This is a genomic window from Shinella sp., assembly GCF_049651085.1.
Lineage (GTDB): Bacteria > Pseudomonadota > Alphaproteobacteria > Rhizobiales > Rhizobiaceae > Shinella.
Window position 1 is genome coordinate 453457 of the sequence record NZ_JBASBL010000027.1, and the last position, 26135, is coordinate 479591.

Annotated in this window: 23 protein-coding genes and 1 pseudogene; 11 read left to right on the top strand and 13 right to left on the bottom strand. The window is 64.1% G+C overall.

Annotated features, from left to right (window positions below; all coding sequences use genetic code 11):
- Positions 1–64: 64 nt before the first annotated feature.
- Positions 65–988 carry a LysR family transcriptional regulator gene (locus WA950_RS19460; protein WP_424553604.1) on the top strand — a complete coding sequence of 308 codons (924 nt, stop codon included), beginning with the start codon at positions 65–67 and terminating at the stop codon, positions 986–988.
- Between the two features lie 32 nt (positions 989–1020).
- On the opposite strand, the gene WA950_RS19465 is transcribed toward WA950_RS19460, so the two are convergent.
- The gene (locus WA950_RS19465; protein ID WP_424553373.1) at positions 1021–1722 is read right to left on the bottom strand and encodes a GntR family transcriptional regulator; all 702 of its coding nucleotides are present in this window, start codon (positions 1720–1722) and stop codon (positions 1021–1023) included.
- Positions 1723–1846: 124 nt separating this feature from the next.
- Between WA950_RS19465 and WA950_RS19470 the strand changes: the two genes are divergently transcribed.
- From WA950_RS19470 to WA950_RS19500, 7 genes are all read left to right on the top strand, one after another.
- The gene (locus WA950_RS19470; protein ID WP_424553374.1) at positions 1847–3361 is read left to right on the top strand and encodes an aldehyde dehydrogenase family protein; all 1515 of its coding nucleotides are present in this window, start codon (positions 1847–1849) and stop codon (positions 3359–3361) included.
- Between the two features lie 121 nt (positions 3362–3482).
- The gene (locus tag WA950_RS19475) at positions 3483–4433 is read left to right on the top strand and encodes a substrate-binding domain-containing protein (protein ID WP_424553375.1); all 951 of its coding nucleotides are present in this window, start codon (positions 3483–3485) and stop codon (positions 4431–4433) included.
- Positions 4434–4503: 70 nt separating this feature from the next.
- Entirely contained in the window at positions 4504–5523 is a 1020-nt protein-coding gene (locus WA950_RS19480) for an ABC transporter permease (RefSeq protein WP_424553605.1), read from the top strand.
- Positions 5523–6260, top strand: coding sequence for an ATP-binding cassette domain-containing protein (locus WA950_RS19485; protein ID WP_424553376.1), 738 nt, complete (start codon positions 5523–5525; stop codon positions 6258–6260). The genes WA950_RS19480 and WA950_RS19485 overlap by 1 nt, the downstream gene beginning before the upstream one ends.
- A 31-nt stretch (positions 6261–6291) precedes the next feature.
- Positions 6292–7134: a 5-dehydro-4-deoxy-D-glucuronate isomerase gene (kduI, locus tag WA950_RS19490; RefSeq protein WP_424553377.1), complete on the top strand. Its 843-nt coding sequence runs from the start codon at positions 6292–6294 to the stop codon at positions 7132–7134.
- Positions 7131–7886 carry a 2-dehydro-3-deoxy-D-gluconate 5-dehydrogenase KduD gene (gene kduD / locus WA950_RS19495; RefSeq protein WP_424553378.1) on the top strand — a complete coding sequence of 252 codons (756 nt, stop codon included), beginning with the start codon at positions 7131–7133 and terminating at the stop codon, positions 7884–7886. Before kduI ends, kduD begins: the two co-directional genes overlap by 4 nt.
- An 8-nt stretch (positions 7887–7894) precedes the next feature.
- Positions 7895–8224 carry a cupin domain-containing protein gene (locus WA950_RS19500; protein WP_424553379.1) on the top strand — a complete coding sequence of 110 codons (330 nt, stop codon included), beginning with the start codon at positions 7895–7897 and terminating at the stop codon, positions 8222–8224.
- A gap of 18 nt (positions 8225–8242) precedes the next feature.
- On the opposite strand, the gene WA950_RS19505 is transcribed toward WA950_RS19500, so the two are convergent.
- Both WA950_RS19505 and WA950_RS19510 read right to left on the bottom strand, forming a co-directional pair.
- The gene (locus WA950_RS19505) at positions 8243–9715 is read right to left on the bottom strand and encodes a pyridoxal phosphate-dependent decarboxylase family protein (protein ID WP_424553380.1); all 1473 of its coding nucleotides are present in this window, start codon (positions 9713–9715) and stop codon (positions 8243–8245) included.
- A gap of 10 nt (positions 9716–9725) precedes the next feature.
- Positions 9726–10817 (bottom strand): PLP-dependent cysteine synthase family protein, encoded by a 1092-nt coding sequence (locus WA950_RS19510; RefSeq protein ID WP_424553381.1) that lies wholly within the window; start codon positions 10815–10817, stop codon positions 9726–9728.
- Positions 10818–10954: 137 nt separating this feature from the next.
- Here WA950_RS19510 and WA950_RS19515 point away from each other — a divergent pair, with 137 nt between their 5' ends.
- Positions 10955–12916 (top strand): BTAD domain-containing putative transcriptional regulator, encoded by a 1962-nt coding sequence (locus tag WA950_RS19515; protein WP_424553606.1) that lies wholly within the window; start codon positions 10955–10957, stop codon positions 12914–12916.
- A gap of 104 nt (positions 12917–13020) precedes the next feature.
- On the opposite strand, the gene WA950_RS19520 is transcribed toward WA950_RS19515, so the two are convergent.
- Entirely contained in the window at positions 13021–14196 is a 1176-nt protein-coding gene (locus WA950_RS19520; protein WP_424553382.1) for a glycerate kinase, read from the bottom strand.
- 147 nt (positions 14197–14343) lie between these two features.
- Positions 14344–15822, bottom strand: coding sequence for an SLC13 family permease (locus tag WA950_RS19525; RefSeq protein ID WP_424553383.1), 1479 nt, complete (start codon positions 15820–15822; stop codon positions 14344–14346).
- A gap of 78 nt (positions 15823–15900) precedes the next feature.
- Between WA950_RS19525 and WA950_RS19530 the strand changes: the two genes are divergently transcribed.
- A complete protein-coding gene (locus tag WA950_RS19530; protein WP_424553384.1) occupies positions 15901–16080 on the top strand; it encodes a hypothetical protein in 180 nt (59 codons plus the stop codon).
- A gap of 311 nt (positions 16081–16391) precedes the next feature.
- Here the strand turns inward: WA950_RS19530 and WA950_RS19535 are convergent, their stop codons facing one another.
- The 3 genes from WA950_RS19535 to WA950_RS19545 form a co-directional block, all read right to left on the bottom strand.
- On the bottom strand, positions 16392–17108 hold the full coding sequence (locus WA950_RS19535; protein ID WP_424553385.1) for a DUF6065 family protein: 717 nt from the start codon (positions 17106–17108) through the stop codon (positions 16392–16394).
- Between the two features lie 177 nt (positions 17109–17285).
- Entirely contained in the window at positions 17286–18029 is a 744-nt protein-coding gene (locus WA950_RS19540) for an anti-sigma factor family protein (protein WP_424553386.1), read from the bottom strand.
- Complete coding sequence (locus tag WA950_RS19545) at positions 18026–18568, bottom strand: RNA polymerase sigma factor (RefSeq protein ID WP_424553387.1); 543 nt, start codon at positions 18566–18568, stop codon at positions 18026–18028. The genes WA950_RS19540 and WA950_RS19545 overlap by 4 nt, the downstream gene beginning before the upstream one ends.
- A gap of 108 nt (positions 18569–18676) precedes the next feature.
- Between WA950_RS19545 and WA950_RS19550 the strand changes: the two genes are divergently transcribed.
- Positions 18677–20062, top strand: coding sequence for a S8 family serine peptidase (locus WA950_RS19550; protein WP_424553388.1), 1386 nt, complete (start codon positions 18677–18679; stop codon positions 20060–20062).
- A gap of 335 nt (positions 20063–20397) precedes the next feature.
- Here the strand turns inward: WA950_RS19550 and WA950_RS19555 are convergent, their stop codons facing one another.
- From WA950_RS19555 to WA950_RS19575, 5 genes and pseudogenes are all read right to left on the bottom strand, one after another.
- The gene (locus tag WA950_RS19555) at positions 20398–21219 is read right to left on the bottom strand and encodes a carbohydrate ABC transporter permease (RefSeq protein ID WP_424553389.1); all 822 of its coding nucleotides are present in this window, start codon (positions 21217–21219) and stop codon (positions 20398–20400) included.
- On the bottom strand, positions 21216–22103 hold the full coding sequence (locus WA950_RS19560) for a carbohydrate ABC transporter permease (protein ID WP_424553390.1): 888 nt from the start codon (positions 22101–22103) through the stop codon (positions 21216–21218). Before WA950_RS19560 ends, WA950_RS19555 begins: the two co-directional genes overlap by 4 nt.
- 66 nt (positions 22104–22169) lie before the next feature.
- Positions 22170–23498: an extracellular solute-binding protein gene (locus WA950_RS19565; protein WP_424553391.1), complete on the bottom strand. Its 1329-nt coding sequence runs from the start codon at positions 23496–23498 to the stop codon at positions 22170–22172.
- 16 nt (positions 23499–23514) lie between these two features.
- Positions 23515–24992: pseudogene (locus tag WA950_RS19570) on the bottom strand (putative N-acetylmannosamine-6-phosphate 2-epimerase).
- 139 nt (positions 24993–25131) lie between these two features.
- Entirely contained in the window at positions 25132–25878 is a 747-nt protein-coding gene (locus tag WA950_RS19575; protein ID WP_424553392.1) for a GntR family transcriptional regulator, read from the bottom strand.
- Positions 25879–26135: the final 257 nt, after the last annotated feature.

Sequence of the window (26135 nt, forward strand, 5' to 3'; positions counted from 1 at the left end):
GGCGATAGACGATTAAATCAGGCTAATCTGTCCCAAGAACAGGACAGTGAATGGCTGGGACGCGATGCAGGACCTCAACGATTTCCGTTTCTTCGTCGATGTGGTGGAACAGAAGGGCTTTGCCGCCGCCGCCCGCAAGCTCGGCATGCCGCGCTCGCGGCTCAGTCGTCGCATCGGCATGCTGGAGGAGAGCCTGGGCGTTCGCCTCGTCCAGCGCTCGACGAGGCAATTCACGGTTACCGAGATCGGCCAGGAGTTCTATCGCCACTGCCTTGCCATGGTAGTGGAGGCGGAGGCGGCGCAGGAGGTTATCGAGCGCATGCGCGCGGAACCGCAGGGGGTGGTGCGGATCAGTTGTCCGTCGTCATTGATCTATTTCCAGATCGGCGAGATGGCCGCCCGCTTCATGGCTCGATATCCCAAGGTAAGGATTCATCTCGACGGCACGAACCGACCCGTCGACGTCATCCGAGAGGGCTATGACCTTGCGATAAGGGTTCGCTTTCCGCCGCTGGAGGACAGCGATCTGGTCATCCGCAAATTCGGCCGGAGCACGCAAAGGCTGGTCGCCAGTCCGGGCTTGCTCGATCGCTGCTTCACGCGGCCCATGCTGCCTGCCGATCTCGCCGGGATGCCCAGTCTTGCCTGGGGGGCGTCGCGTAGCAACTGTGAATGGTGCATCGACGGTCCTGATGGCGCCATCGCCACCATTCCCCACAAGCCGCGGCTGGTGACCGAGGACATGGCCGCCCTGAGATTTTCTGCTCTGGCCGGCATTGGCGTCTGCCAGTTGCCGACGATCGTTATCCGGGACGATCTCGAAGCCGGGAGGCTGGTCGACATTCTGCCGCAATGGGCCCCGCGCGCCGGCATCGTCCACGCCGCGTTTCCGTCTCGGCGCGGATTGCTGCCTTCGGTGCGCATGCTCCTCGATTTCCTCGCCACCGAATACGCGGCCCTCGAAGCTTCGACGCCGGAAAAACCATAACGCCTCGGGCAGCGGATATCAGCGCCTTCGGTTCACTCGAAAAGGTCTGGGTTCGCGGCTTCGATGAGCGGCAGGTCGGCGAGAATGCCGTTGAGGTGGGTGCGCATGGCGGTCTCGGCGGCCTCGGCATCTCGCGTGTCGATGGCGGCGATGATCGCTTCGTGTTCGGCAATCAGCCTCGTCATGGAATCGGGATGGCGGAGCTGGAGATTGCAGACCCGATCCATATGGGCCTTGATGTCGGAAATGGCATTCCAGGCGAGGCCGCAGCCGGCGCCCTCGGCAATTGCGATGTGAAACTGCTCATCCTCACGGCGGAAGGCATTGTGGTCATGCGCCTCCATCGCCGCTTTCTGGCGGGAGAGGATCGTGTCGATCCTGCGGCGGGTCCAGCTATCGAAGGTCTCGCTCGCCCGGCGGGCGACAGCGGTCTCTATCGCCTCGCGCACGAAGCGCGCCTCCATCATCTGCCGCGCCGAGATGCGCACGACGACGGTGCCCCGGTTGGGGCGGATCTCGACCAGCTTCGACTTGCCGAGCGCGATCAGCGCCTCGCGCACAGGCTGGCGCGATACGCCCATCCGGGTTGCAATTTCCTGTTCGGATAGCCGCATGCCGGGGGCGAGTTCGAGCCGAATGATCGATTCGCGCAGGTCGCGCTCGACCTGGGCCGCCGCGGTTTCACCGGTGTCGATCTTCAGGGTTTCAAGGGTCATCTCATTCGCCGCCATCATGCGTTGACATCCAATTTAAACCACCATACAGTACCATACATATCGAGCGCAACAGAAATCCGGTTGTCTGATGACCGGACAAACAGGGAGGGGCTGGCGCCGTTTGGCCGGCCTGAGAACGATAGTGCTGTCCAATTTCATCAAGCCTGATCCCAGCGATTCCCGCCTTGGCATTAGATCCCGCTACCGGATGCTTGTCGATGGCAAGTCCGTCGAGGCTGCATCGGGCCGGACGATCGACCGGGTGAGCCCCGGCCACGCGGGCGTCGTGGTCGGCACGTGGCCGGAGGCTTCGGCCGATGACGTGCGCAGCGCCGTTGCTGCCGCCCGCCGTGCCTTCGATACGGGCTCATGGCCGCGCATGTCGGGTGCCGAGCGCTCGCGCCTGATGTTCAAGGTGGCGGACCTCATCCTTGCCCATCAGGAAGAGCTGGCGCTCGCCGAGAGCCTGGAGGTCGGCAAACCGATCGCCCAGGCCCGTGGCGAGATTGGATTTTGCGCCGACCTCTGGTCCTATGCGGCCGGCCAGGCCCGTGCGCTGGAAGGTCAGAGCCATAACAATATCGGCGACGACCGCCTCGGCCTCGTGCTGCGTGAACCGGTCGGCGTCGTCGGCATTATCACGCCCTGGAACTTCCCCTTCATCATCGCGTCTGAGCGCGTGCCGTGGGCGATCGGGGCCGGCTGCACCGTCGTGTTGAAACCCTCCGAATTCACCTCCGGCACGTCGATCCGCATGGCGGAGCTGGCGCGCGAGGCGGGCATTCCCGATGGTGTCTTCAACGTCGTTACCGGCTACGGCGATCCGGCGGGGCAGGTGCTGGCGGAAGATCCGGGCGTCGACATGGTCGCCTTTACCGGCTCGGTCCGCGTCGGCACGAAGCTTGGCGAGATCGCGGCGCGCAGCGTCAAGCGCGTCGGGCTGGAGCTTGGCGGCAAGGGGCCGCAGATCGTTTTTGCCGATGCCGATCTCGATGCGGCGGCCGACGGCATTGCCTATGGCGTCTATCACAATGCCGGCCAGTGCTGCATTTCCGGTAGCCGTCTTCTGGTGCAGGAGGGCATTCGCGATGCGCTGATGGAACGCCTGCTCGACATTTCGCGCAAAGTCACCTTCGGCGACCCGCTGAACGAGCGCACGAAGATCGGCGCGATGATCTCGGAGGCCCATGCGCAAAAGGTGCATTCCTACGTGGAGGCAGGCATTGCCTCCGGTGCCAAGCTGCTGCTTGGCGGCGAAAGGGTCGGCAGGGAGGCCGGTCTCTACTACGCGCCGACCGTCTTTGACGGCGTGACGCCCGACATGTCGATTGCCCGGGAGGAGATCTTCGGGCCGGTGCTGTCGACGCTGACCTTCAAGACGGCGGATGAGGCAGTGGACTTGGCAAATGCCAGCGAGTTCGGTCTGTCGGCTTCCGTATGGTCGACCAATCTGGAAAACGCGCTGCAAAGCATCCGCCGCATTCGTGCCGGCCGCTGCTGGATCAATAGCGTGATCGACGGCACGCCGGAACTGCCGATCGGCGGCTACAAGAAGAGCGGCCTCGGTCGTGAGCTCGGCCGCTACGGCTTCGACGAATATTCCCAGTTCAAGGGCGTGCATGTCACGCTCGGGCGCCCGGCGCCCTGGTTCGGATAGCCGGTCACAATCTGTGGCAGGAGGAGGAAAATCTCGGCTGGCGTGATCTTTGGTCGGAGCCCGCCAGCCGAGACGTGGGTCTTTTGGACCCGCATTGCACATCCAAAGGGAGGATACGCAAATGAAATTGACCAAGCTCAGAACCGCAGCACTCGCCACAGGCCTTGTCACCATGCTGGCGTCGACGGCGCTGGCCAATGACGTCAAGGCCACGATGATCATCTACCTTGATCCAAGTGTCCAGTTCTTTAATCCCGTGGTGAAGGGCGCGCAAGACGCGGCCACGCAGTTCGGGGTCGATCTGGACGTGCAATACGCCAACAACGATCCGGTACGCCAGAACGACCTCATCGAAAGCGCGACGGCAAGCGGCGTCGACGGCATCGCCGTTGCAATCTCCTCGTCGGACGCCTTCGACGAAAGCATCTGCGCAGCGGTGAAGGCCGGCATTGTCGTCATCGGCTTCAACAACGACGACCTCGACGGCGCCAAGGGCAATTGCCGTCAGGCCTATGTCGGTATGAACGAGTTTGCTTCGGGCTATGAACTCGGCAACCGCATGATCAAGCAATTCGGCCTGAAGTCCGGCGATGTCGTGTTCAATCCGCGCGAAATTCCGGAGGCCAGCTTCGCGGTCGCTCGTGGCGGCGGCATCGAGAAGTCGATGACCGAGAACGGCATCAAGGTCGAGACGGTGCGCGCCGGCCTCGATCCGGCCGAGGCCCAGAACATCATGGCGCAGTTCCTCATCGCCAATCCGACGGTGAAGGCGCTGTTCGGAACGGGCTCGGTGACCTCTACGGTTGGTGCGGGCGCCATCAAGGATGCCGGCGTGAACATTCCGTTCGGGGGCTTCGACCTTGCCGTCGAGATCGTCAATGCGGTGGAATCCGGCGCGATGTTCGCGACGATGGATCAGCAGCCCTATCTGCAAGGCTACTATCCGATCGCCCAGATCGCGCTCTCCAAGAAGTACGGGCTCACCCCGACCGATATCGACACGGGGCAGGGCGCCTTCCTCGACAAGTCGCGCATCGGTGCGGTCAAGCCGCTGATCGGCAGCTACCGCTAACTGGACGCCGTCGGAAGCTGCCGGCATGCGCCGGCAGTTTCCCGGTTCCCCAACGCTCGAGTACCAGACCGTGACACCTATCCTAGCCGACAATGCCGCGCCCCGGTCGCGGACCCGGAGACAATCCATCCTGAAGCAGATCATGGGCATGCCTGCGGGCGCGATCTTCCTCGTCTTCGTGACGCTGCAAATCGTCTGCATCGCCGGAGCATTGCTCTATCCGAACGAATTCCGCTATCTCTCGCCGCAGAACCTGACAATCCTGATGAAGGCAATCCCGGTACTCGGGTGCCTGGCGCTTGGCGCCGGCGTACTGATGATCGCCGGTGAATTCGATCTTTCCATCGGCTCCGTCTACACATTCACGGCCATCCTGATGGCCACCCTTGTCGAAGCCGGGCTCAGCGCCTTCATCGCCGCGCCTGTGGGTATTCTGGCCGGCGTGATGATCGGGCTGCTCAATGGCCACATCACCCTTCGTTTCGGCCTGCCGTCCTTCATCGTCACGCTCGGTGGCCTGCTGTTCTGGCGCGGCGCCGTGCTGCTTTACAACGGCGCCGTCCAGGTCCGCTTCGACCCGGAGCCGATCTTCACCAGCCTCTTTTCCGGCACGCTGCTCGGCATCAATGCTGCCTTTATCTGGATTATCCTCCTCGTCGTCGGCTTCCATTTCCTCGTCCACCGACACCGTTTCGGCAACCACGTCTTCGCTACGGGCGGCAATCGCGGTGCGGCCGAGGCGATCGGCATCAATACCGGCCGCGTGAAGCTCATTGCCTTCGCGATTGCTGGCGGCATGGCGGCGGTGGCGGGCATTCTGGCAACCGCGCGCGTCGGCAGCGTGCAGCCGGGACAAGGGGCAGGCCTTGAGCTTCAAGCGATTGCCGCATGCGTCATCGGCGGTCTGTCGCTGCGTGGCGGTCGCGGCTCGATCATCGGCATCTTCCTCGGCGTGCTGCTCATACACACGATCACCGACGTGCTGCTGCTGCTGCGCGCGCCCGGCTTCTATCTCGACATGTTCATCGCGACGTTGATCGTGCTGGCCGCCATCTTCAACCACCTGATCGAGCGGCGAGGGCTTGCGTGATGCCGAATTCCCATCTTCTCGAACTGCACAACATCTCGAAAAGTTTTGGCGCGCTCACCGCGCTTAAAAACCTCAGCTTCCATATCGGCGAGGGGGAAGTGGTTGGCCTTCTCGGCGACAACGGAGCCGGCAAGTCCACGACTGTCAACCTGATCTCCGGTATTCACAAACCGACCGACGGTTATCTCAGTGTCGATGGCAGGAAGACGGCGTTTACCTGCCGGTCGGATTCAGCCGAGGCCGGCATCGAGACGATCTACCAGCACACTGCGCTGGTCGACAGCCTTTCGATCACCCGCAACATCTTCATGGGACGCGAACTGACGGATCGCTTCGGCTTCCTTCGCCAGCGTGAGATGCGGGACATCGCCATGGACGTTCTGCAGAACGCCGTGCACATTTCCGGCATCGATTCCCCGGATACACTGGTCGGCAATCTCTCTGGCGGCCAGAAGCAAGCCGTCGCCATCGCCCGCGCGGTCCATTTCAAGAAGCGCGTTCTGCTGCTCGACGAGCCGACCTCGGCACTATCCGTCCGTGAGACCGAGGCCCTGTTGAACCAGGTGCTGAAACTGAAGGCGGAGAACGTCTCCAGCGTGCTTGTGACGCACAACATCTACCACGCCTATCAGGTCTGTGACCGGTTCGTCATCATGAGCCACGGCACCAAGGTTTTCGATGTCGCCAAGGCCGATACGTCGATCAACCAGTTGACCGAATATGTCGTGCTCACCTGATCCCCGTTTCTGAAAGCAAGAGGCAGATGCCGTGACTATTTCCGTATCAGTTCGTCAGGTCGTTGGACCGGAAGACGCCGCAAGGCGCGACACGCAGGGCCTGCGCGATGGCTTCGTCATCGAGACGCTGTTCCAGCCGGGTGAGATCAACCTCACCTACAGCCACCTGGACAGGATGATCGTCGGCGGCGTCGTGCCGGCTTCACGCGACCTCGTGATCGACCGTGTTCCGGAGACCGGGACAGAGCAATTTCTCGAGCGTCGCGAAGCGGCGATCATCAACATCGGCGGTGGCGGCACGGTCCGTGTCGGCGGCAAGGTCCATGCGCTGGGCTTTCAGGAGGCGCTCTATGTCGGTATGGGGGAAGGGTCGCTTGTATTTGCCAGCGACAATCCTTCCGAACCGGCGCTATTCTATCTTCTGAGCGCTCCGGCCCATCGCATGTGCCCGACCATCCACATCACGCGCGAGATGGTGAGGAAAGTCGTTCTCGGTTCGGCGGAGGAATCCAACGCACGCACCATCAACCAGTATGTTCATCCGGATGTCTGCGAGAGCTGCCAGCTGCTCGTCGGCCTCACCATGTTCGAGCCGGGCTCCGTGTGGAATACAATGCCGGCGCATGTGCATGACCGGCGCATGGAGGTCTACCTCTATTTCGGCATGCAGGAGACGACGCGCATCTTCCACTTTCTGGGAGAGCCGGGCGAGACCCGGCACGTCGTTCTGAAAAACCATGAGGCAGTGCTGTCGCCGGGCTGGTCCATCCATTCCGGCGCGGGCACGGGCCGCTACGCCTTCATCTGGGCGATGGCAGGCGATAATATGAGCTTCACCGATATGGACAAGGTTCCGATGGAAATGCTGCGATGACGTTGTTTGACCTTTCCGGCCGCTGGGCCATCGTTACCGGCGCCAATACCGGCATCGGCAAGGCCATCGCCGTGGGGCTTGCCGAAGCAGGCGCCGATATTGTCGGGGTCGGGCGCTCCGCTATGAACGATACGGAAGCGGATGTGAGGGCCGCGGGCCGGAGGTTTGTTGCTCTTGCCGCGGACCTGTCCAAACCGGACAGGGCAGGAGACGTCATTGCAGGGGCGCTGGCGGCCGGTGCTACGCCGGATATTCTCGTCAACAATGCCGGCGTGATCCGCCGCGCGGATGCGCTTGATTTCACGGAGGAAGACTGGGACGCGGTGCTGGACACCAACCTGAAATCCGTCTTCTTCCTTTGCCAGTCGTTTGCGAGGGCAGCGATCGCGGCGGAGCGGCGCGCGAAGATCATCAATATCGCCTCGCTGCTCTCTTTCCAGGGGGGGATCCGCGTACCCTCCTATACGGCAGCCAAGAGCGGCCTTGCGGGCCTGACGAAACTGATGGCCAACGAATGGGCTTCGCGCGGCATCAACGTCAACGCCATCGCTCCGGGCTATGTCGAGACCAACAACACCACGGCCCTGAGGGCCGACGCCGAGCGCAGCGCCGATATCCTGAAGCGTATTCCTGCCGGCCGCTGGGCGCGACCGGACGACATGGCGGGGGCGGCCATCTTCCTGGCGGCCTCCGCATCCGATTATGTACACGGAGCCATCTTGCCGGTGGACGGCGGCTGGCTTGCGCGATGAGAAATCCCATGCACACAACCTATTCCCTGCCCGAAAATACCGTCTGGACTGAAGCCGCCCCCGGCAGTCGCCGTGCAGTATTGAGCGAACGGCCGGAACTGATGCTGGTCGCCTTCAGTTTCGACGAGGGCGCCGTCGGCGCGCTGCACTCCCACCCGCATACGCAGGTAAGCTACGTTGCCGAAGGCACGTTCGATGTCACGGTGGATGGCACCACCATGCGTCTCGGCCCCGGAAGCAGCTTCATCGTCGCCCCGAACCTCCTCCATGGCGTGGTTTCGCTGACGAAAGGCCTGCTGATCGACACCTTTACACCGCGGCGCGATGACTTCCTGTGAGGGGCGTCTCACACGTTCTCACCATGTGCTCGAGGCTCCCCTTTGCAACTCCTGCCCGATGCGGACCACCTCTCGCACCAGACGGTCCAAGTCGGCGCGGCGCGTGCGGTGATTGGCGATGGCGACGCGCAGGCAATGTTCGCCGTCGACAGTCGTGTCGGAGAGGACGGCGATGCCTTTCTCCTGCAATTGCAGCATGATCTCCACATTGATCTCCTTCAGCCCCGAAGCATCGACACCCGGCGGACGGTAGCGGAAGCAGACGATGTTGATCGTGGTGGGGGCGATCAGCTCCAGCAGGGGCTCGGTTTCCATCCGCCGCGTCAGGTAGCGGGCCTGTGCGATGGTCTGGTCTATGAGCCGTCCGAACTTGACGACACCGTGCTCTTTCAGCGCCATCCAGATCTTGAGGGCGCGAAAGCCACGGGAGGTCTGGAGGCCGTATTCGTACAGCCAGTCGCCCGCCGCCAGTCCGCGCGGCGCGGTTCTGAGATATTCGGGTGTGACCGCGAAGGCACCGCGATGGGCGGAGGCGTCGCGCACCAGTGCGCAGCCCGCCTCGAATGGCGCGTGCAGCAGCTTGTGCGGGTCGAGCGCGATGGAATCGGCCCGCTCGATGCCCGAAACGAGATGACGGTTTTCCGGGGCGATCGCGATGAGCGCGCCGATGCAGCCATCCACATGCAGCCACAGCCCCTCGCGCGCGGCAAGATCGGCAAGCGCCTGAAGGTCGTCGATGGCGCCGGTATTGACCGTGCCGGCGTTGGCGATGAGGCAGGCCGGGCGCAGGCCCTGCGCGCGGTCCCGCGCGATCGCCGCTTCCAGTGCCGCCATGTCGATGCGCAGGTCCGTGTCGGTGCCGATCCGCCGCAGCGCTTTGTTGCCGAGGCCGAGGGCTTCCATCGCCTTGCGGTGGCAGGAGTGGAGCTGGTCCGAGCCGTAGAAGCGCAGCGGCTGCGGTATTGCCGCGACGCCTTCCTCGCGCACATCCACCCCAGCCTTGACATTGCGCGCGACCGTCAGCCCGATAAGGTTCGCCATCGAGCCGCCGCTGACCAGCGTGCCGCTGGCCTCAGCCGGAAAGCCCAGCATCTCCTTGAACCAGTTGACGACCTGCCCGTCGAGGAGGGCCGCGGCATGGTCGCCGCCGCCCAGATTGGAGCCTTGGATCGCCGCGAGGAAATCGCCGAGTGCGCCGGTGATGTTGCTGGAACCCATGTACCAGGCCCAGAACCGCGGATGGATGTTGCCCATCGGATAGGCCATCACGGCGTCGACGACCGTGCGATAGACGTCGCCGAGCGGTAGGCCGGCGACCGGCATGGGCGCGCCGAAGATGCGCCGCACATCGGCCGACATGGCCCGCCAGGGTGGTCGCTCGCGCACGTCGCGCAGGTAGTCCACCGCATCCTTGACGATGCGATGCGACAGGGCCTCGACCTCCGACCAGTCGGAAGGATCGAGCGTTTCTTCCTTCGACATTGCGTCCATGGCTGATCTCCTACGCAACTGCCTGGAACTGGGCGCCGGGCGTCGAGCGCGACAGCGCCAGCTCCTCCTCGTTCATCTCGGCCTCGATGCCGTCGAAGAGCGGCGTCGTCATGTACCGCTCGCCGGTATCCGGCAGCATGCAGAGGATGACCGAACCCTCCGGCGACGCCTCGGCGATGCGGAGCGCCGCGGCGAAGGTGGCACCGCCGGAAATGCCGGTGAAAATGCCCTCCTTGCTGGCGAGCGCCTTCGCCCAGGTGACGCCTTCGGCGCCGGCGATCGGCAGGAGGTCGTCGTAAAGCTTGCGGTCGATGCCTTCCTGCAGGACGTGCGGGATGAAATCGGGTGTCCAGCCCTGGATCGGGTGCGGCTCGAAGGCAGGGTGGCTGGCTGCGGGCGCGCCGCTACCAGCGCGGCTCTGCCCGTGGCCGCTGGCGATGAGCTGGGCATTGGCTGGCTCCGTAAGGACGATGCGCGTTTGCGGTCGCTCGCGACGCAGGACCCGGGCGACGCCGACAAGCGTGCCGCCGGTGCCGTAACCGGTGACGAAAGCATCGAGCCGGGTGCCGGCAAAGTCGTTGAGGATCTCCCGCCCCGTCGTCGCCTCGTGGACGGCGGCATTCGCCTTGGTCTCGAACTGGCTGGCGAGGAACCAGCCATTGGCCTCGGCAAGCTCGGCGGCCTTGCGATACATGCCGAAACCCTTCTCGGCGCGCGGCGTCAGCACGACTTTTGCCCCAAGCATGCGCATCAGTTTGCGCCGCTCGATGGAAAAGCTGTCGGCCATGGTCACGACGAGCGGATAGCCCTTTTGCGCACAGACCATGGCAAGACCGATCCCGGTATTGCCGCTGGTCGCTTCCACCACGGTTTGTCCGGGTTTCAGGGCGCCGCTGCGCTCACCTTCCTCGATGATGTTGAGGGCAAGGCGATCCTTGACCGAGGCGGCGGGGTTGAAGAATTCCGCCTTGACGTAGATCGTGGCATGCGAGGGGCCAAGGTTGTTGATGCGGATACACGGCGTATCGCCGACCGTGTCGAGCACGCTGGCGAAAAGCCGGCCGCGGCCATTGGTGGTCCTGATCGTCTGTTGCGCTGTCATGGATGGTCTCCCGTTTCATTGCCGGCCGAGATGTGGCCTGGTCATTTCCATGCTATGGTGCGGCCCGTACCCTCGGCGTGGAAACCATCGTGGGAACGACCGTGGAAACGACACGAACGCCGCCCCTCACGATCAGGATGCTCGGTCCGCTCGCAGTGATGCGGGACGGGGCGCCGATAGATTTGCCGCAATCGCGCAAGGTCCGCGCGCTCCTTGCCTATCTCGCTCTCGCGCCGGAACCGGTCAGCCGCAGCAGGCTCTGCGATCTTCTCTGGGATGGGCCGAACGATCCGCGCGGCGAGCTGCGCTGGTGTCTCAGCAAGCTGCGCGGCCTGCTCGACGATCCGGAGGAGGCCCGGCTCGAAACGCCCCACGACACCGTGCATATCCGGTGTGCGGGTTGCGCAATCGATGCCCTGGAACTGGCGGCCGCCACCGCGGAGGGGCTCCATCGCCTCGACGTCACGCGGCTCGAGCACCTTGCCTCGCTGTTCGCCGGGACGTTCCTGGAGGACGTCGAGGTCGACCGGCGTCATCCGTTCGAGACCTGGCTTATGGCGCAGCGGCGGCGGTTCCAGGCGCAGCAGATCGCGGTGCTGGAGCAACTCGTCGCCCGGCTGCCGCCGGAGGACGAACGCGCCTTGCCCTGGCTGGAAAAGTGGTTGGACCTGTCGCCCTTCGACAACCGCGCTCACCGGTCCCTGCTCGCTGCACTGATGGCGCGGGGACGCATCAAGGCCGGAGAAGACCATCTCGATGCGGTTTCCAGCCTTTTCCAGTCCGAGGGACTGGAGGCCGCGCCGCTACGCGCGTTCTGGCAGACCCTGCACGCCGCGCCGCGCGTCAGTGCGCAGATCACGACCTTCACGCCCGATCCGCCGCCGCTGATCGACCCGGCCGGCCATCCGCTCGGCAAACGGGTCTCGCTGGCCGTGATGCCCTTCGTGGAGGACGGTGTCGATGCCGCCTTTTGCGGCGGTTTGGCCGATGGGCTGACGCATGACATCATCACGCGCCTTGCAAAACTGAAGGCGTTCTTCGTTATCGCCCGGGGCTCGGTCTATGCGCTCGCAGGGCGTGGTATCGGTCCGGAAGAGGCCGGTCGGCGGTTGAATGTGGAATATGCCGCAAGCGGCACGGTCAATCGGAACAGCGGCCGCCTCAGCGTCAGCGTTGAACTTGTCGAGGTGGCAACGGCGCGGATCGTCTGGTCCGAGCGCTTCGAGCCGCGCGAGGACGATCTGTTTCCGCTGCTCGACGAAATCGGCAATGCCATAGTCGCGTCGATCGCAAGCGAAATCGAAACGGCCGAGCGTGACCGCGCGATCCTGAAGGCCCCGGCGGCCTTGAGCGCCTGGGAGGCCTATCATCGCGGCCTCTGGCACATGTATCGCTTCACACGCGAGGAGAACGAGCAGGCGGGGCACTTCTTCCGCATGGCGATCGGCCTCGATCCGACCTTCGCCCGCGCGCATGCCGGCCTCTCCTTCACCCATTGGCAGAATGCCTTCCAGGGCTGGGGCGATCATGACAGGGAAGCCGGGCTTGCCTATGAAACGGCCGGCCGGAGCGTGCTGATCGACGATCACAATCCCGCGTCCCATTGGGCCATGGGGCGGGCGCAGTGGCTGCGCGGCAGCAATGACGAATCCCTCAGCGAACTGGCGCGTGCCGTCGATCTCAGCCCCAATTTCGCGCTCGGCCACTATGCGCTGGCTTTCGTCCATTCCCAATCGGGCGATCCGACGGCGGCGATCGGCTCGGCCGACCAGTCCCGCCAGCTCAGCCCCTTCGATCCGCTGCTCTTCGCCATGCTGGGCGCCCGTGCCATGGGCCATGTGCGCCTTGGTGAATTCGAGGAGGCGGCCGATTGGGCCTTGAAAGCCGCCGCCCGGCCAAACGCCCACATCATCATCCTGGCGATCGCCGCCAATTGCCTGGGGCTCGCGGGGCGCATCGAGGAGGGCCGTGCGTTCGCCGCCCGCATCCGCCAGAGCCGGCCGGACTACGATATCGACACATTCCTTGCATCCTTCCACTTCCACCCGGAGGCAGCATTGCTTTTCCGCGAGGGCGCGCGACGGGTCGGCCTGGGGTGACGCCGACGGGCCGACGCATTTCCGCCGGATCGTCGCAAAAGCGAAGGAGGCCGGCCCCCTCGCTTTCATAGAGGTTCTCCACCATCGCGACGATCGTGTAACTGTCATGCTGCGTCGTCCAGCCGGTGCCGCAGGCTCATGCCCACCATGACCATCCGTGTCGCATCCTCCGCCGCACGGGAAAGCAGCTTCGGTGCGCAGGAAATGGCGTCCTCCAGCGAGCAGGGCCGGGTCAGGATCGACGCGAAGGCGTCGATGCCATGCTCGAAATTGAGCCTTACCCCCTTGCCGATGGTGCCGGCGAGCGCAATGACGGGCACACCGGCGCGCTTTGCCCGCTGGGCCACTTCCGCGGGCACCTTGCCAAAGGGGGTCTGGCCGTCGAGACTGCCTTCGGCGGTAATGACTAGGTCGGCCTGCGCGATGAACCGGTCGAGCTCGAGATATTGCATGACGATATCATAGCGCGGATGGAGCCGACCGCTCAGGAGCCCGAGCACTGCCGCGCCGAGCCCGCCCGATGCGCCGGAGCCGGGCGCCATGCCGACATCAAGCCCCGTCGTGCGCTGGATCACCTCGGCATAGGTGTCCATCGCTGTTGCAAGCAATTCGACCTGTGCCGGGCTGGCTCCTTTCTGTGGCCCGAAGATGCGCGCCACGCCGCGCTCGCCGATGAGCACATTGTGCCAGTTGACGGCGGCATCGATACGCACTTCGTCAAGACGGGGATCGCGGCCGGACATGTCGATAGTCGCAAGCCTGGCGAGCGCCGCGCCGCCCCTGGGCAGAAGCCGGCCATTCTCATCGAGAAGCCTGATACCCAGCGCTTCGGCCATGCCGGCGCCGCCGTCGTTGATACCACTGTCGCCGCAGCCCAGCAGGATACGCCGGGCTCCCTTGTCAAGTGCGGCTCGCACCAGTTCCCCGACGCCGTAACTCGTCGTCAGGCACGGATTGCGCCGGTCGCGCGGCACGAGGCTGAGGCCTGCCGCGGCGGCCATCTCGATGATGGCGGTCGGCTCGCTGCAACCGCCGAGAAAGCCGAAATGCGCTTCGATCCTGTCGTTGACGGGACCGGTCACCGACAAGCGGTGCAGCGTGCCTCCGGTTGCGTTGACAAGGGCCATGGTGAAACCCTCTCCGCCATCGACCATCGGGGCCTTGATGAGCGTTGCGCCCGGAAAAGCGCGTTTGACACCGTTTTTGATGCAGTCGGCAGCCTGGTCGGCCGACAGGCTTTCCTTGAAACCGGAGGGGGCGATGAGAACCGTGAAGGACATGGGACGTTCCTTTTCAATCATGACAACGATGTGACAGGGGAGGAACGAGGTGGCCCGGCTTCTATTCCGGCAGAACGAAAATAAATTTAGCCGGCTAATAAAAAAGGCCGCCACAGGGCGGCCTTTTCCGTATCTGCAGACCACCGGTCAGCGCAGGGGAACACCCTGCAACGGCCACACGAGCGTGGCGAAGATGACGAGCAGCACAATGAAGGGGACGACCAGCGCGCCGGCGAGGCGAAACAGGTCGGCCTGCCCGAAGGGCGGCGGGTCCATCGCACCGAACAGCGCCACCGGCTTGGCGGAGACCATCAGCGTCTGGCAGAAGCCGCTCGCCAGCGTGACGACCATCACGAGATTGAGGGGGGCGACGCCGAGGCCGGCAAGAGGCAAGGCGAGAGCCGGAATGAGGACGGTCGCGCGCGCCGTGCGCGACGTGATGACAAGATGGGAGAGTGTCGCCACGATGGCGGCAAAGCCGATGATGAGGACCGGCCAGCCGGCGATACTGCCGCCTGCAAGGTCGACGATCCGCTTGGCCATCACTTGCGCCGTGCCAGTCAGAAGCAGCGCTTCGCCAATGACAAGCGTGCCGGCGAGGAAGAGCAGGAGGTTCCATTCCACGCCCTTGAGGGCCGTTTTTAACGAGAGGCCGGAGATCCGTTCGTTCGTAAGCAGCAGGGCGGCTGCGATACCGATGATTGGCATGCCGATGCCGTGCACGGGTTGCGCCGCGAAAAACAGGATCATCAGGGTGGTTATGGCGAGTGCAGTCCATTGCTGGCGGCTCAGCCGGGTTGGGGCTCTATCGGTGCTGCGCTGCGCTATTGCCGTCGCGCGTTCCTCCGAAGTGAGGAAGAAGCGGAGCAGCACAGCGCATGCCAGCAGCGACAGGATGAGAGAGAAGGGGGCGGCAAGCGCCATCCAGTCCAGAAAGCCCGGGCTTTGGCCCTGCAGGCGCTCCAGCATGCCGGCCGCGACGAGATGGGCGCCGGCGCCGATCAGCGATGCGCCGGCGGAAAGCAGGATGACCGAGGGGAAGAGCAGCGCGAGCGCGCGATTGACCCGTGCATTGCCGATCGCCGCCGCGAGGCCGAGATAGACGGGCGCCAGCATGGCGGCGCGCGCCGAGGTCGAGGGAATGATGAAGGCCGTGGCGAAAATCAGCAGCGTCAGCACCCAGAACAGCCCCTGAACGGTGGCGACCCGGGCGAGCAGCCGACCGATGATCTGTTCGATCACACCGACCTGGCGCAACACGCCGGCAACGATGAAGGCCGCCAGCATCAGCCAGACAATGTCATTGCCGAGCGAACGGTAAAGCACGTCCTCGTCTATCACGCCGAGGACTGGCAGGAGGGCTGCCCCGGCGAGTGCCACGGGCGTATCCGGCAGGTCGAGAATGGTCCAGGCAGTAATCGCTGCGACGAAGACGGCGAGCGTCAACCGCATGTCCATGGTGAGGCCGTCAATCGCCAGAAAGATCAGCATGGCGCTGAAGGCGAGCACGATTGCCGCAACCAGCTGCTTGACGCGAGCAAGCGGCATGGCGGGAACCGAGATCTGAGACGGCTCCCCACGCCGGTCGGCGTGGGGATCGGGAGGGGCAATTGCATAAAGGGCCACGATCGCCCTCCTTTCTGTCTTTCAGGCTGGTCTCAATCGTCGTCGGAAGACGAGTTCGACGAGGAATTGGAGGAGGAGTTGGAGCTCGAATTGCTCGAGGAATTCGACGAGCTGTTCGAGCTGGAATTGCTCGAAGAATTGGAACTGCTGTTGGAACTGGAATTCGAGTTGGAGTTCCGTGAGGAATTCGACGAACTGTTGGAATTGCGGTTCGAGCTCCAACCGCTCCGCCGGTCGTCATCCCTGTCGCGGCTGTAGCGCGTGTGGGTCGCCTTGTTGCTGCGCGTAATCTTCTGAAGGAAGCGGTGAACCGGGTCGTCCGCGACGGCGGGGGCGGGTGCCGCGGCGCCTGCCACCAGGAGCGCGCTCAGGATTGCGATGACCTTCTTCATGACGTTTCTCCTTTGAGTGTCAGCCTCATTGGCTGCGAGGGAGGAACGGTGACGCACGAAGTTTATTCCAAATAAATTTGAATATTTTCAATGGTATATGCTGGATTTTTGGTTCAAGCGGTATCGCCGCCGCTGCGGTGCGCAGCGACGGTCAAGGCAGTTGATCCGGCTTGAGCCCTATCGCTGGGCGCGAGCGAACCGGCGGTACCAGCCGTCCGATGCAAGCGTCTTGCGCAGGATCGTCTTGCGAATGTCGCCCTCTGGCTGGGTCTCACTGCGAATGTCGGCGTCGAGGTCGGATGACTCACGGCGGAAAGGTATGACCTGAACGATCGGCGTGCCGCGCTCCAGCATATGCAGGCCATCTTGGCCGATGGCGAAAAAGGGAAAGTGGATTTCCGACTGGTAGGTGTCGGTATCGACGACGCCGGCAACGACCTCGAAGACGCCGTTCGGTCGGTTGAGCGGCGGCACGAAGAGGCAGCTCCAGCCGGGTGGCGTGCGGATGGTCCAGTAGTTGTGAAACTTGCAGGGCGGCAGCGGCTCGCGCGGATTGCCGGCGACCTGGTGGCTGGCATGGGTGCTGACGAGCGTGCGGTCGAAATCCCAGCCGCAATCGACCGTCCGGCCGCCGTCGGAGATTTCCATGCGCACGCTCGCCGCAAGCCCGATGACCCAGCCTGTTGCCATCGCGTCGAGAAAGGGCATGCACCTTTTCACCGTCAGTCCGCTGTTGGTGGGCGAGACGTGGGCCTCGCTTACGGCCGGCAGTTGGCGAAACCAGTCGGGCAAGGCTGTTTTGGCGCGCACGGGGGCGGGGATCACGCCCTCGTCTTCCTTGCGGCAGAGAAAGGTCAGACGCGGCTGCGGTTTTTTCAGAAGGGCGAGTGCCATCGCAGTTCTCCTCATGTTCGATGCGAGAAGAACGGGGATTGAGAGGATCTATTCCCGGCGTTTGAAAAGAAAAATGCAGTGCGTGTGCCGCCAGCTATCCTTGAACGCAGGACGTCCAGCAGCCTCCAGCTCTCGAAAGGTAGTGCGATGGGGCCGCCGGACGCAGGCCCTGAAGCGTCAGGGTGCGAGTGCCTTGCGTTCTTCCTCGGGCGAAAGCGGTGTGCTCGCCTGGATCGACGCGAGATAGGTGTCGATCGTGTCTTGCGAAGAGGCGGGCACATAGCCTTCGGCTCGCGGCGTCGTCAGCGCCAGCCGCGTTGCCCAGGCGCCGTTCTGGCGGCAGGCAACTGTCAAGGTGCTGCTTTCCGGGTGCTTCAGTTCGTATTCGCGGCAGAGGTCGCCACGTTCATCCCGGAACGACGCGACGACATGCAGCACGGTACCTGAGGCGGCAAGCTGCACATCCTGGCCGGAAGCCTCACGGTCGAGGGCGGCAGCGATATCCGCATCGGAACCCATTGCGGACGGGCCCAGGCGACCCAGCGTGAAGCCGGCAACGCCCGTGGCAACGACCAGGAGGCTCGCCGCCAGCGGCATGAACCAGCGCCGCGTTGCCGCAGGCGCTGCGGGCGGCGGCTGTTTTGCGCGGAAGGACACGATATTGTCCTCGCGCTCCCCCTGATGCTTCGCTTCGTCCACCATTTTCTCGACAGAGGCAAGCAACGCTGCCGGAACCGGCTCGTGGATCAGCGGTTTCAGCGCATCCCCTACCAGCTGCCGGCTGTCCAGGAAGATGGCGAGCCGTTCGGCCAGCATATCATCGGTTTCAAGCGCCTGTTCCAGCGCAAGGCTGCGGGCCTCGTCCAGTTCGCCATCGGCAAAGGCCATCAAAGTTTCGTCGTCGAAATCGTCTTTGCTCATAGAACGCCGCCTTTCGTATCGGACGAACGCGTCTCGCCGAAACTTATTCCCGTCAGCTCCATGAGATTTTTTCGCGCCCGGGCAAGACGGCTCATCACGGTTCCGATCGGGATGCCGAGCACTTCAGCCGCGTCGCGATAGCTGAATTCCTCGACGCAGACCAGTACCAGCACTTCGCGCTGCTCGACCGGCAGCTTCTGGAGGGCGGCTGTCACCTTGGCAAGCTCCATCCGGGCATGGCTGGCCGCTTCGCCGGAGGGAACGGACACATCTTGCGCCTCGTCGATATCGTCATGCGGGCCCGCCGTCTTCAGCCGGCGCAGGTGGTCGATCCACAGATTGCGCAGGATGCGGAACATCCAGGCGTCAAACCGGCTGTCCGGCGCAAAACTGTCGGCCGCGAGAATGGCGCGCTCGCACGCCGCCTGCACCAGATCGTCGGCCAACTCCCGCGACCGGCAGAGCGAGATCGCGAAGCGTCTTAGGTTCGGCAGGAAAGCTACCAGCCTTTCCGGAACGGTCGGCATGTCATTCGTCATGCGATTTCTTTGGCATGAGATGGAATAACCTGTCGAGTCTGACGTATGTCGAGGATACGATGTCAGGAAGGGGGCTGCCGAAGAAGCAGACCCGATCGGAGAAATGCCATGTTGAGTGTCTCAACCCGAAAATTCCGACGCCTGTCGCTTCTTGCCGCCGGGGTGGTCGCCGGGGTTGTCGGGTTGCCCGCTGCGCAGGACGTTCGCTTTGGAACGGGCATTGCCATCGCCTACGCAGATGATGACGATGACGGGGGTAGTGGCGGCGGCAGCGGCGGTGGCGGCGGCGCATACGATCGCGGCACGCAACGCAGCCTTCGTCCGCTGTTTCGATGGCCCTTCCGCGAGACGCGGCGGGCGCCGGTCCGCCGCGCTGTGGCGGTTCCCGAACAGGCGGCACGCGAGATCGTCGCCGCCGGCCTCGACGACAGCGCGATCGCCGGGCTGGTGCAGGACGGTTTCGTGATCGACGATCGTATTCATATCGCGCTGATCGGTCGCGAAATGGTCCGGCTGATTGTTCCGCAAGGCATGACGCTCGATGCGGCGCGACAGGCTGTTCGGGCCAGAAGCGCATCGGCCACGGTCGACTACAATCATTTCTATCAGCCTCAGGCAGAGAAAAGTGCTGCCTGTGCGCGGGAGGGATGCGCGCTGATGCGTCATATGGTCGGCTGGCCGAGCGAACCGGACGGCACGGACACCAGCTGCCTGAAGCCCCAGCGTATCGGGCTCATCGATACGGCGATCAACGAAGAACACGCCGTTCTGGCGAATACCCGGCTGGAGGTTATCGACCTCGGCAATGGGGAGGGAGTGAAATCGGGCGAACAGCATGGCACGGCCGTGGCGGCGCTTTTGGTCGGTGCACCAGGAAGTCGGGTACCGGGTCTGCTGCCAGGCTCCGAACTCGTCGCCGTGGATGCCTTCCAGCGCTTCCGGAAAACGGCCGATATCGCCAATGTCTACGATCTTGTCCGCGCACTCGACCTGCTGGTCCAGCGGGATGTCAGGGTTGTCAATCTCAGCCTCACGGGACCGTCCAACCTTGTGCTGAAACATGCTGTGGAAGCGACGGTCGAAGGCGGAACGATCCTGGTCGCGGCAGCCGGCAATGACGGCCCGAACGCCAAGCCGGTCTATCCGGCGGCCTATGAAAACGTGATCGCTGTGACAGCCGTCGATGCGGCGCGCAATCCGTATCGCAGGGCGGTGCGCGGCGCCTATATCGATATCGCCGCACCCGGCGTCGGTGTCTGGACAGCGGCCTCGATCTCGGGGGCGCGGCAGAAGAGCGGTACCTCGTTTGCCGCCCCCTTCGTGACGGCGGCGATATCCGCCCTGCTTGCCGCCAATCCCGACCTTACGCCGCGCGAGGCCGAAGCGGAGCTGATGAAATCCGCCGAAGACATCGGAAAACCCGGCAAGGATGCCACATATGGCTGGGGTCTTCTCAATGCGCGGGCACTTTGTGGGGGCAGATCGGGCGGTTGAAGCAGTTCGCCCGTTCAAGTCTGAGAAAGTCGATGCGCCCCCTGTAAACGGCGGGGGTGTGGCGAGGAGCAAATGGCTAGGTTTTCGGAAGGATTCTCCGGAGACCCATCATGGAACCTGCCCCATCGCCTCTATCCTGCCGGCCGTCCGGCCAAGGCGCACGCGTGCCGGGCGAGTTTGAGGCCATGGAGCCGTCTGAGGACAACGGCCCTGAGGACACATCCCGACGAGGGGTCATTCGCGCCACATTGCGTGTTCTGGTGGCTGTCATCGCTCTGCTGACGTTTTCGTCCGGCGCTGCTTCGGCGCGCGATTGAACTGCGGGAAAACCCGTATCAGCCCTTCACCGCGCCGGCCGTCATCGAACCGCTGATCTGGCGATACATCAGAAGACCGAGCAGCATGGGCGGCAACGCTCCCACGATCATCACGGCCGAGGCGACGCCCCATTGCACGCCGCCGCCGCTGGCGGCGAAGAAGAACGAGGCCCCGACGGTGATCGGCACCGCCTTGGACGTCGTCAGCATCAGGCCGAAGAGGAACTCGTTCCAGGCGGTGATGAAGCCGAAGATCACACTGGTTACGATCGCCGGGCGGCAGAGCGGGGCGATCACCCGCACGAGGATCTGCCGGCGCGTCGCCCCGTCGATCAGCGCGGCCTCGTCGAGTTCGGGCGGCAGGTCGCGGATGGCGTTGACGAGGATGACGAGGGCCAGCGGCAGGTTGACGATGGTCAGGATGAGGCCGAGGCCGAGCCGCGTGTCGAGCAGCGAGAACCATTGGAACATCATGTAGAGCGGGATGGCGAAGATGATGAGCGGCACGGCGCGCAGATTGACGATGAGCGGCAGCAGCGTGCGCTCACCGACCTTGCCGCGCGCGATGGCATAGGCGGCGGGCAATGCGAGCGCGACCGCCAGCAGCGTGCCGAGCGCGGCCACCGCGAAGCTGTTGGCGAGATAGAGGAAGATGTTCAGCCTGTCGGAGACGGTGAAGACCGTCGCGTAGTTTTCAAGGGTCGGCGCCTCGACCCAGAGACCGGGATTGGCGGTCAGCTCGCGCGGGCTTTTCAAGGATGTCGAGAGTGTCACGAGGATGGGGAAATTCATCGCGAAGGCAGCGAGGCAAAAGACGATCCAGCGCAGGATATTGATCATCGGGCGGCTCCCTTGCGCCGGGCGGCGATGGCGTTGAGGCCGTAGAGAACGGCGAACGAGGCGAGGAACAGGATGACGGAGGCGGCGACCGCCTTGCCGATGGCGCCCTGCTTGAAGAAGGCCTCGTATATATAGATGGACAGCGAGGCGGTGGACCCGCCGGGGCCGCTACCGGTCAGCACATAGACATTGTCGAAGACGCGGAAGCCGTCGATGAAGCGGATGAGCAGGGCGACCACGATCGTCGGCGCCATCAGCGGCAGCTCGATATACCAGAGCCGGTGGTGATAGCGCGCGCCGTCCATGGCGCAAGCCTCGATGACCTCGCGGGGGATTGCCTGATAGGCCATGTAGAAGAGCAGGAAGGCGAAGGGCGTCCATTGCAAGGTCTCGACGACGATCAGCGTCCAGAAGGCGGAATCGGGCCCGAGGAAGGAGAGGCTCGCGCCGAACCAGGCCCAGAGGTAATAGGGTACGGGGCCGGCGAATTCGTGCAGAACGAGGCGGTACATCAGGCCGACCAGCGCCGGCGCCACCATCAGCGGCAGCATCATGATCGCCATCAGCCAGCTTCGCCGTTCGATGAGCGGTGCGAGAAAAATGGCGAGGAACAGGCCGAGCGCGCATTCCAGCACAGCCGTCAACAGGCCAAAACGCAGGGAAAACCAGCTCGCCTGCCAGAATGCGGCGTCGTTCCACACCGCGACGAAATTTCCAAAGCCGGTAATTTCGGGGGTGCGCAGGGTCTCGAAACTGACCTGCGAGACCGAATAGACGAGATTGACGAGGGCCGGAAAGCCAAGGAAGATGAGGAGGAACGCCACCAGCGGCACCGTTAGCAGGCGGAACTCTGACACGGGGCTGCGATGCGTCTTCGTTGTCATCGATCGATCCTGGTTCGGCATTCCTGGAGAGAGGCCGGTGGCGGGAAGGCCGCCACCGGCAACGCTTTACTTGAGCAGTTCGGTCATGCCCGCTTCGGTGTTCTTCAGCGCTTCATCCAGCGACTGCTGGCCGGACCAGTAGCCGGTGAACTCCTTGGCCTGCAGTTCGTAGACCGAAAGCGCCTTGGCCGTGGTGCCGCCGTTCATGACATAGCCGTACTTGCCGGCAAATTCGCCGAGCTTGACGAGGTCGGGGCGTTCCGCGGCGACGTCCTTGACGACGTCTGGTGTCAGCGCCGGCGCACCGCTGTTTCTGGCGTAGACGAGCGCGGCTTCCTTCGAGGACAGCCATTTGATGAAGGCTATCGCGCCATCCTTGTTCTCGGCGTTCTTGTTGAGGCCGAAGCCGAGGCCGTGGATATGGGTAAAGCGCCCCTCGGGACCTGTCGGCGGGGCTACGGCTTCCGTAATGTCACCGACGGAAGGCGACTTCTCCTTGGACATCAGTTCGGATGCGGCGCCATTCCACTGCACCATCGCGGCGATCTGGCCCGAAGCGTAGGCGGCATTGGCCTCCGCGAACTCGTAGGACAGCGAGTCGCGCGGCGTCGCGCCGGCGTCATAGAGCAGCTTGTAGGTTTCCAGACCCTTGCGATAGGCCTCCGAATCCACCGTGACCTTGCCGGCGTCGTCCATCCAGTTGCCGCCATAGGCGCGCGGCAGCGATTGGAACACCATCATGTTGAACAGCAGGTTCTTCAGCTGCAGCACGGTGCCGTAGCGGGTCGGGCTGTCAGGGTTCACGGCTTGCGTGAAGTAGAGCGCGGTTGCGGCGTAGTCGTCCCACGTCCACTCGTCGGGGGTCTTCGGCTCCAGCTTCTTGCCGAGGTGCTTTTCCGAGATTTCTGCGAACCTGGCCTTGGCCGCGTCGTCCTTCAGCAGGGCCTCGATCAGGTCCGTGCGATAGTACATGAAGTGCAGCGAGAGGTCGGTCGGCACGCCGTACTGCTTGCCTTCGTACTGCATGGTGGTGAGTACCTGCTCGCCATAGACGGACTTGGCCTCGTCGGACAGCTCGACCGGCTCCATGAAGGGCGCATAGCGGCCGATGGAATAGGTGGCCAGCAGGTTGGCGTCGAAGGCTGTCGAGCCGGCGGCGAGGTCGGCCTGCAGCTTGTCCCAGAAACCGTCGCGGTTGAAGAACAGCAGCTCGACCTTGTTGTCGTCGGCCACGTCCGCCTTTGCGTTGTAGGCATCGGCGGCGGCGCGTAGCGCGGCCTCTTCGGGACCGCCCGGCCAGCCGAGCACGGTAACCTTGGCAAAGGCGGGGCCGGCCAGCAGGCTGGCGATCGCTGCGGCGATGAGGCCGCCCTTCTTCATTCTGGCAAAAGTCATGTTGTTCTCCCTCGGTTTAGTTCTGGCGTCGTGCGAGATCCGCGATCCCCACCACGCCGGCTCTTTCGGCGAGCGCGGCGGCGTGGAGCTGCGGGGTGAGCCGTGGCGGCAGAACTCCCAGGGCCTGCCGGACGGATTCGAGATAACCCGGTGCAAGGCCGATGCCTCCACCGATGACGATGCGGGCCGGATCGAGCGCGAGCTGGATATTGCCGCAAAGAAGCGCGATCTGGCGCGCGGAAGCCGCGAGGATGGCGCATGCCCAGCCGTGACCGTCCGCCGCCGCCGCAAAGACATCGCGCGCGGTGGCGTCCGGCCGGTGCGCTTCGGCTTGCGCGGCGATCCAATGACCGGAAACCTTGTCCTCGAGCGTGCGGCCCTCCTCGCCAAGGCTGCGGAACTGGCCGAAATGGCCGGCAAGGCCGCCGAGCAGGCGGCCATTCACGACGATGCCGCCGCCGATACCCGTCGAGACGGTGAGGAAGACCAGATCGTGCCCCTGGCCGGCGCCATGGGCATATTCGCCCCAGGCAGCGGCCTGCGCGTCGTTGGCGGCCAGCACCCGGTCGATGCCGGAAAGCCTTGCGACCGTCGCTACGAGCGGGAAGCGATCCGGGATATCGAGCGTCCGGCGGTTGAGCGGCGACCAGCAGCCTTCATCGATGATGCCGGTGACGGCGACGCCGGCCGTGTCGTAGCGCCCCTTCCAGCCGGCAATCGCGGCAAAGAGGGCGGCGAGCCATTCTTCGGGATCGCCGCTGCGCGGGGTAGGCATGGTATGCGCCTCGATGACGGTATCCCCACGCACCAGGGCCGCCAGCATCTTGGTGCCGCCAATGTCGAGGGCAAGGACGGTGCCGTCGCGCGCCATGCCGGTCAGGCTCCCATGCCGGCGATGGCCTCGTCGAGCGCCGAACGGAACCATGCGGTGACATATTCCGGCCGCGTGATGGCGGAACCGACCACGACCATGGATGCGCCGGCGACCAGCGCCTGCCGGGCCTGTGCGGGGGTGCGGACATTGCCTTCCGCTACTACATGGGGCGTCAGGCGGCGCATGGCGGCGACGAGGTCGAGGTCGGGTTCGGTCGGCTCGACGGGGCCGGTATAGCCGGCAAGGGTGGAGCCGACGACATCGGCACCTTCCAAAAGCGCCTGCTCGGCATCCGCAAGGATGGAGCAGTCGGCCATGGCGATGCGGCCGTGGGCATGGATGCGCTCAATGAGCGTGCGGGTTGCTACAGGGCGCAGGCGCTGCGTGGCGTCGTAGGCGATGATGTCTGCGCCGGCTTCGGCGAGCGCGTCGACATCCTCGATCCACGGCGTGATGCGCACGGGACTGTCGTCGAGGTCGCGCTTGACGAGGCCGATGATCGGCCGGTCGGTTGCCGCACGCACGGCGGCGACATAGTCGGCCGATTCGATGCGTAGCGCCGCAGCGCCGCCGTCGAGCGCCGCCATCGCGAAGCCGACGACCATGTCGGCCCTGTCCATGGCGCCGCCCTTTACGGGCTGGCAGGATACGATCAGGCCCTTGTCGAGGGTTTTGAATTCAAGCGGCACGCGGCGATCTCCTGTCAATGGCAGGATGGTAGCAAAACAAGACCAGATGGCAACAGGCTTTGAACTGGTATTATCGCATCAGCTCGATGACGAAATCGTAGACGTCGCCGCGATACTTGGTCTGGGTGAACTCGACGATCTGCCCGTCGGCCAGGAAGCAGCGCCGTTCCATGATGAGCAGCGAGGCGTCGTCGGGCGCGGCGAGGAGCCGGCGTTCCTCCTCGGTGCCGGGCTTGGCCTGCATGCGTTGCAGGGCACGCACCGGCAGCGCGTTGGAGGCTTCGAGATACTCGTAGAGCGAGTCTGCGATGGCCTGCGGTTCGGGCACGAAGCGGGCGGGCAACGTGGCCATCTCGATGGCGATCGGCACGCCGTCGGCGGTGCGCAGGCGGCGCAGGCGCACGACCTTTTCGCTGGCCGAAGTGCCGAGAGCCATCATTTCGGCCGGAGAAGGCCTTGAAATCTCGCGGGAAATCCAGACGCAGCCGGGAACGAGCCCGCGCGAGCGCATGTCCTCGGAAAAGCTGGTCATCGTGGCCAGCGACTTTTCCAGCCGCGAGGAAATCACGGTCTTGGCGCCCTGGCGGCGGTCAAGGAAGCCGTCCGAGACGAGGCCGTCGATGGCTTTGCGCACGGTGACGCGCGACAGGCCGAGCACCTGGCTCAGCACGCGCTCGCTCGGGATGACGGCGCCGCGCTTGATGTGGGCAGCGGCGACCGCCTGCTTCAGGGCATTTTCCAGTTGCCTGTAGAGGGGTTCGTCACTGCGGGCGGAAAGCTCTTCGGCGAGGAAGTCGAGGATCGGTCGATCGGTCATGGACAGCGCGCTCCCTGCGGCGAAATCCCGGAAAAAACTTTTCTGATGTTAAACTGGTATTGATTCCGCGCAAAGGGTTTCAGCGAAGGGCGCGCTTTTCTGAGCGGATTGGAAGGGCAGGGGCCTGCGCGACGCGCCCACCGATGCCTCAGGCAGCGACACGGGCAAGCCTGCTTGCTGGCGCGCCAGTGGGCGTTCCAGTCCTTCAAGGCCGGTTGCCGATGCCGTCTCCGAAGCTTGCCCCCAAACCAGAAAAA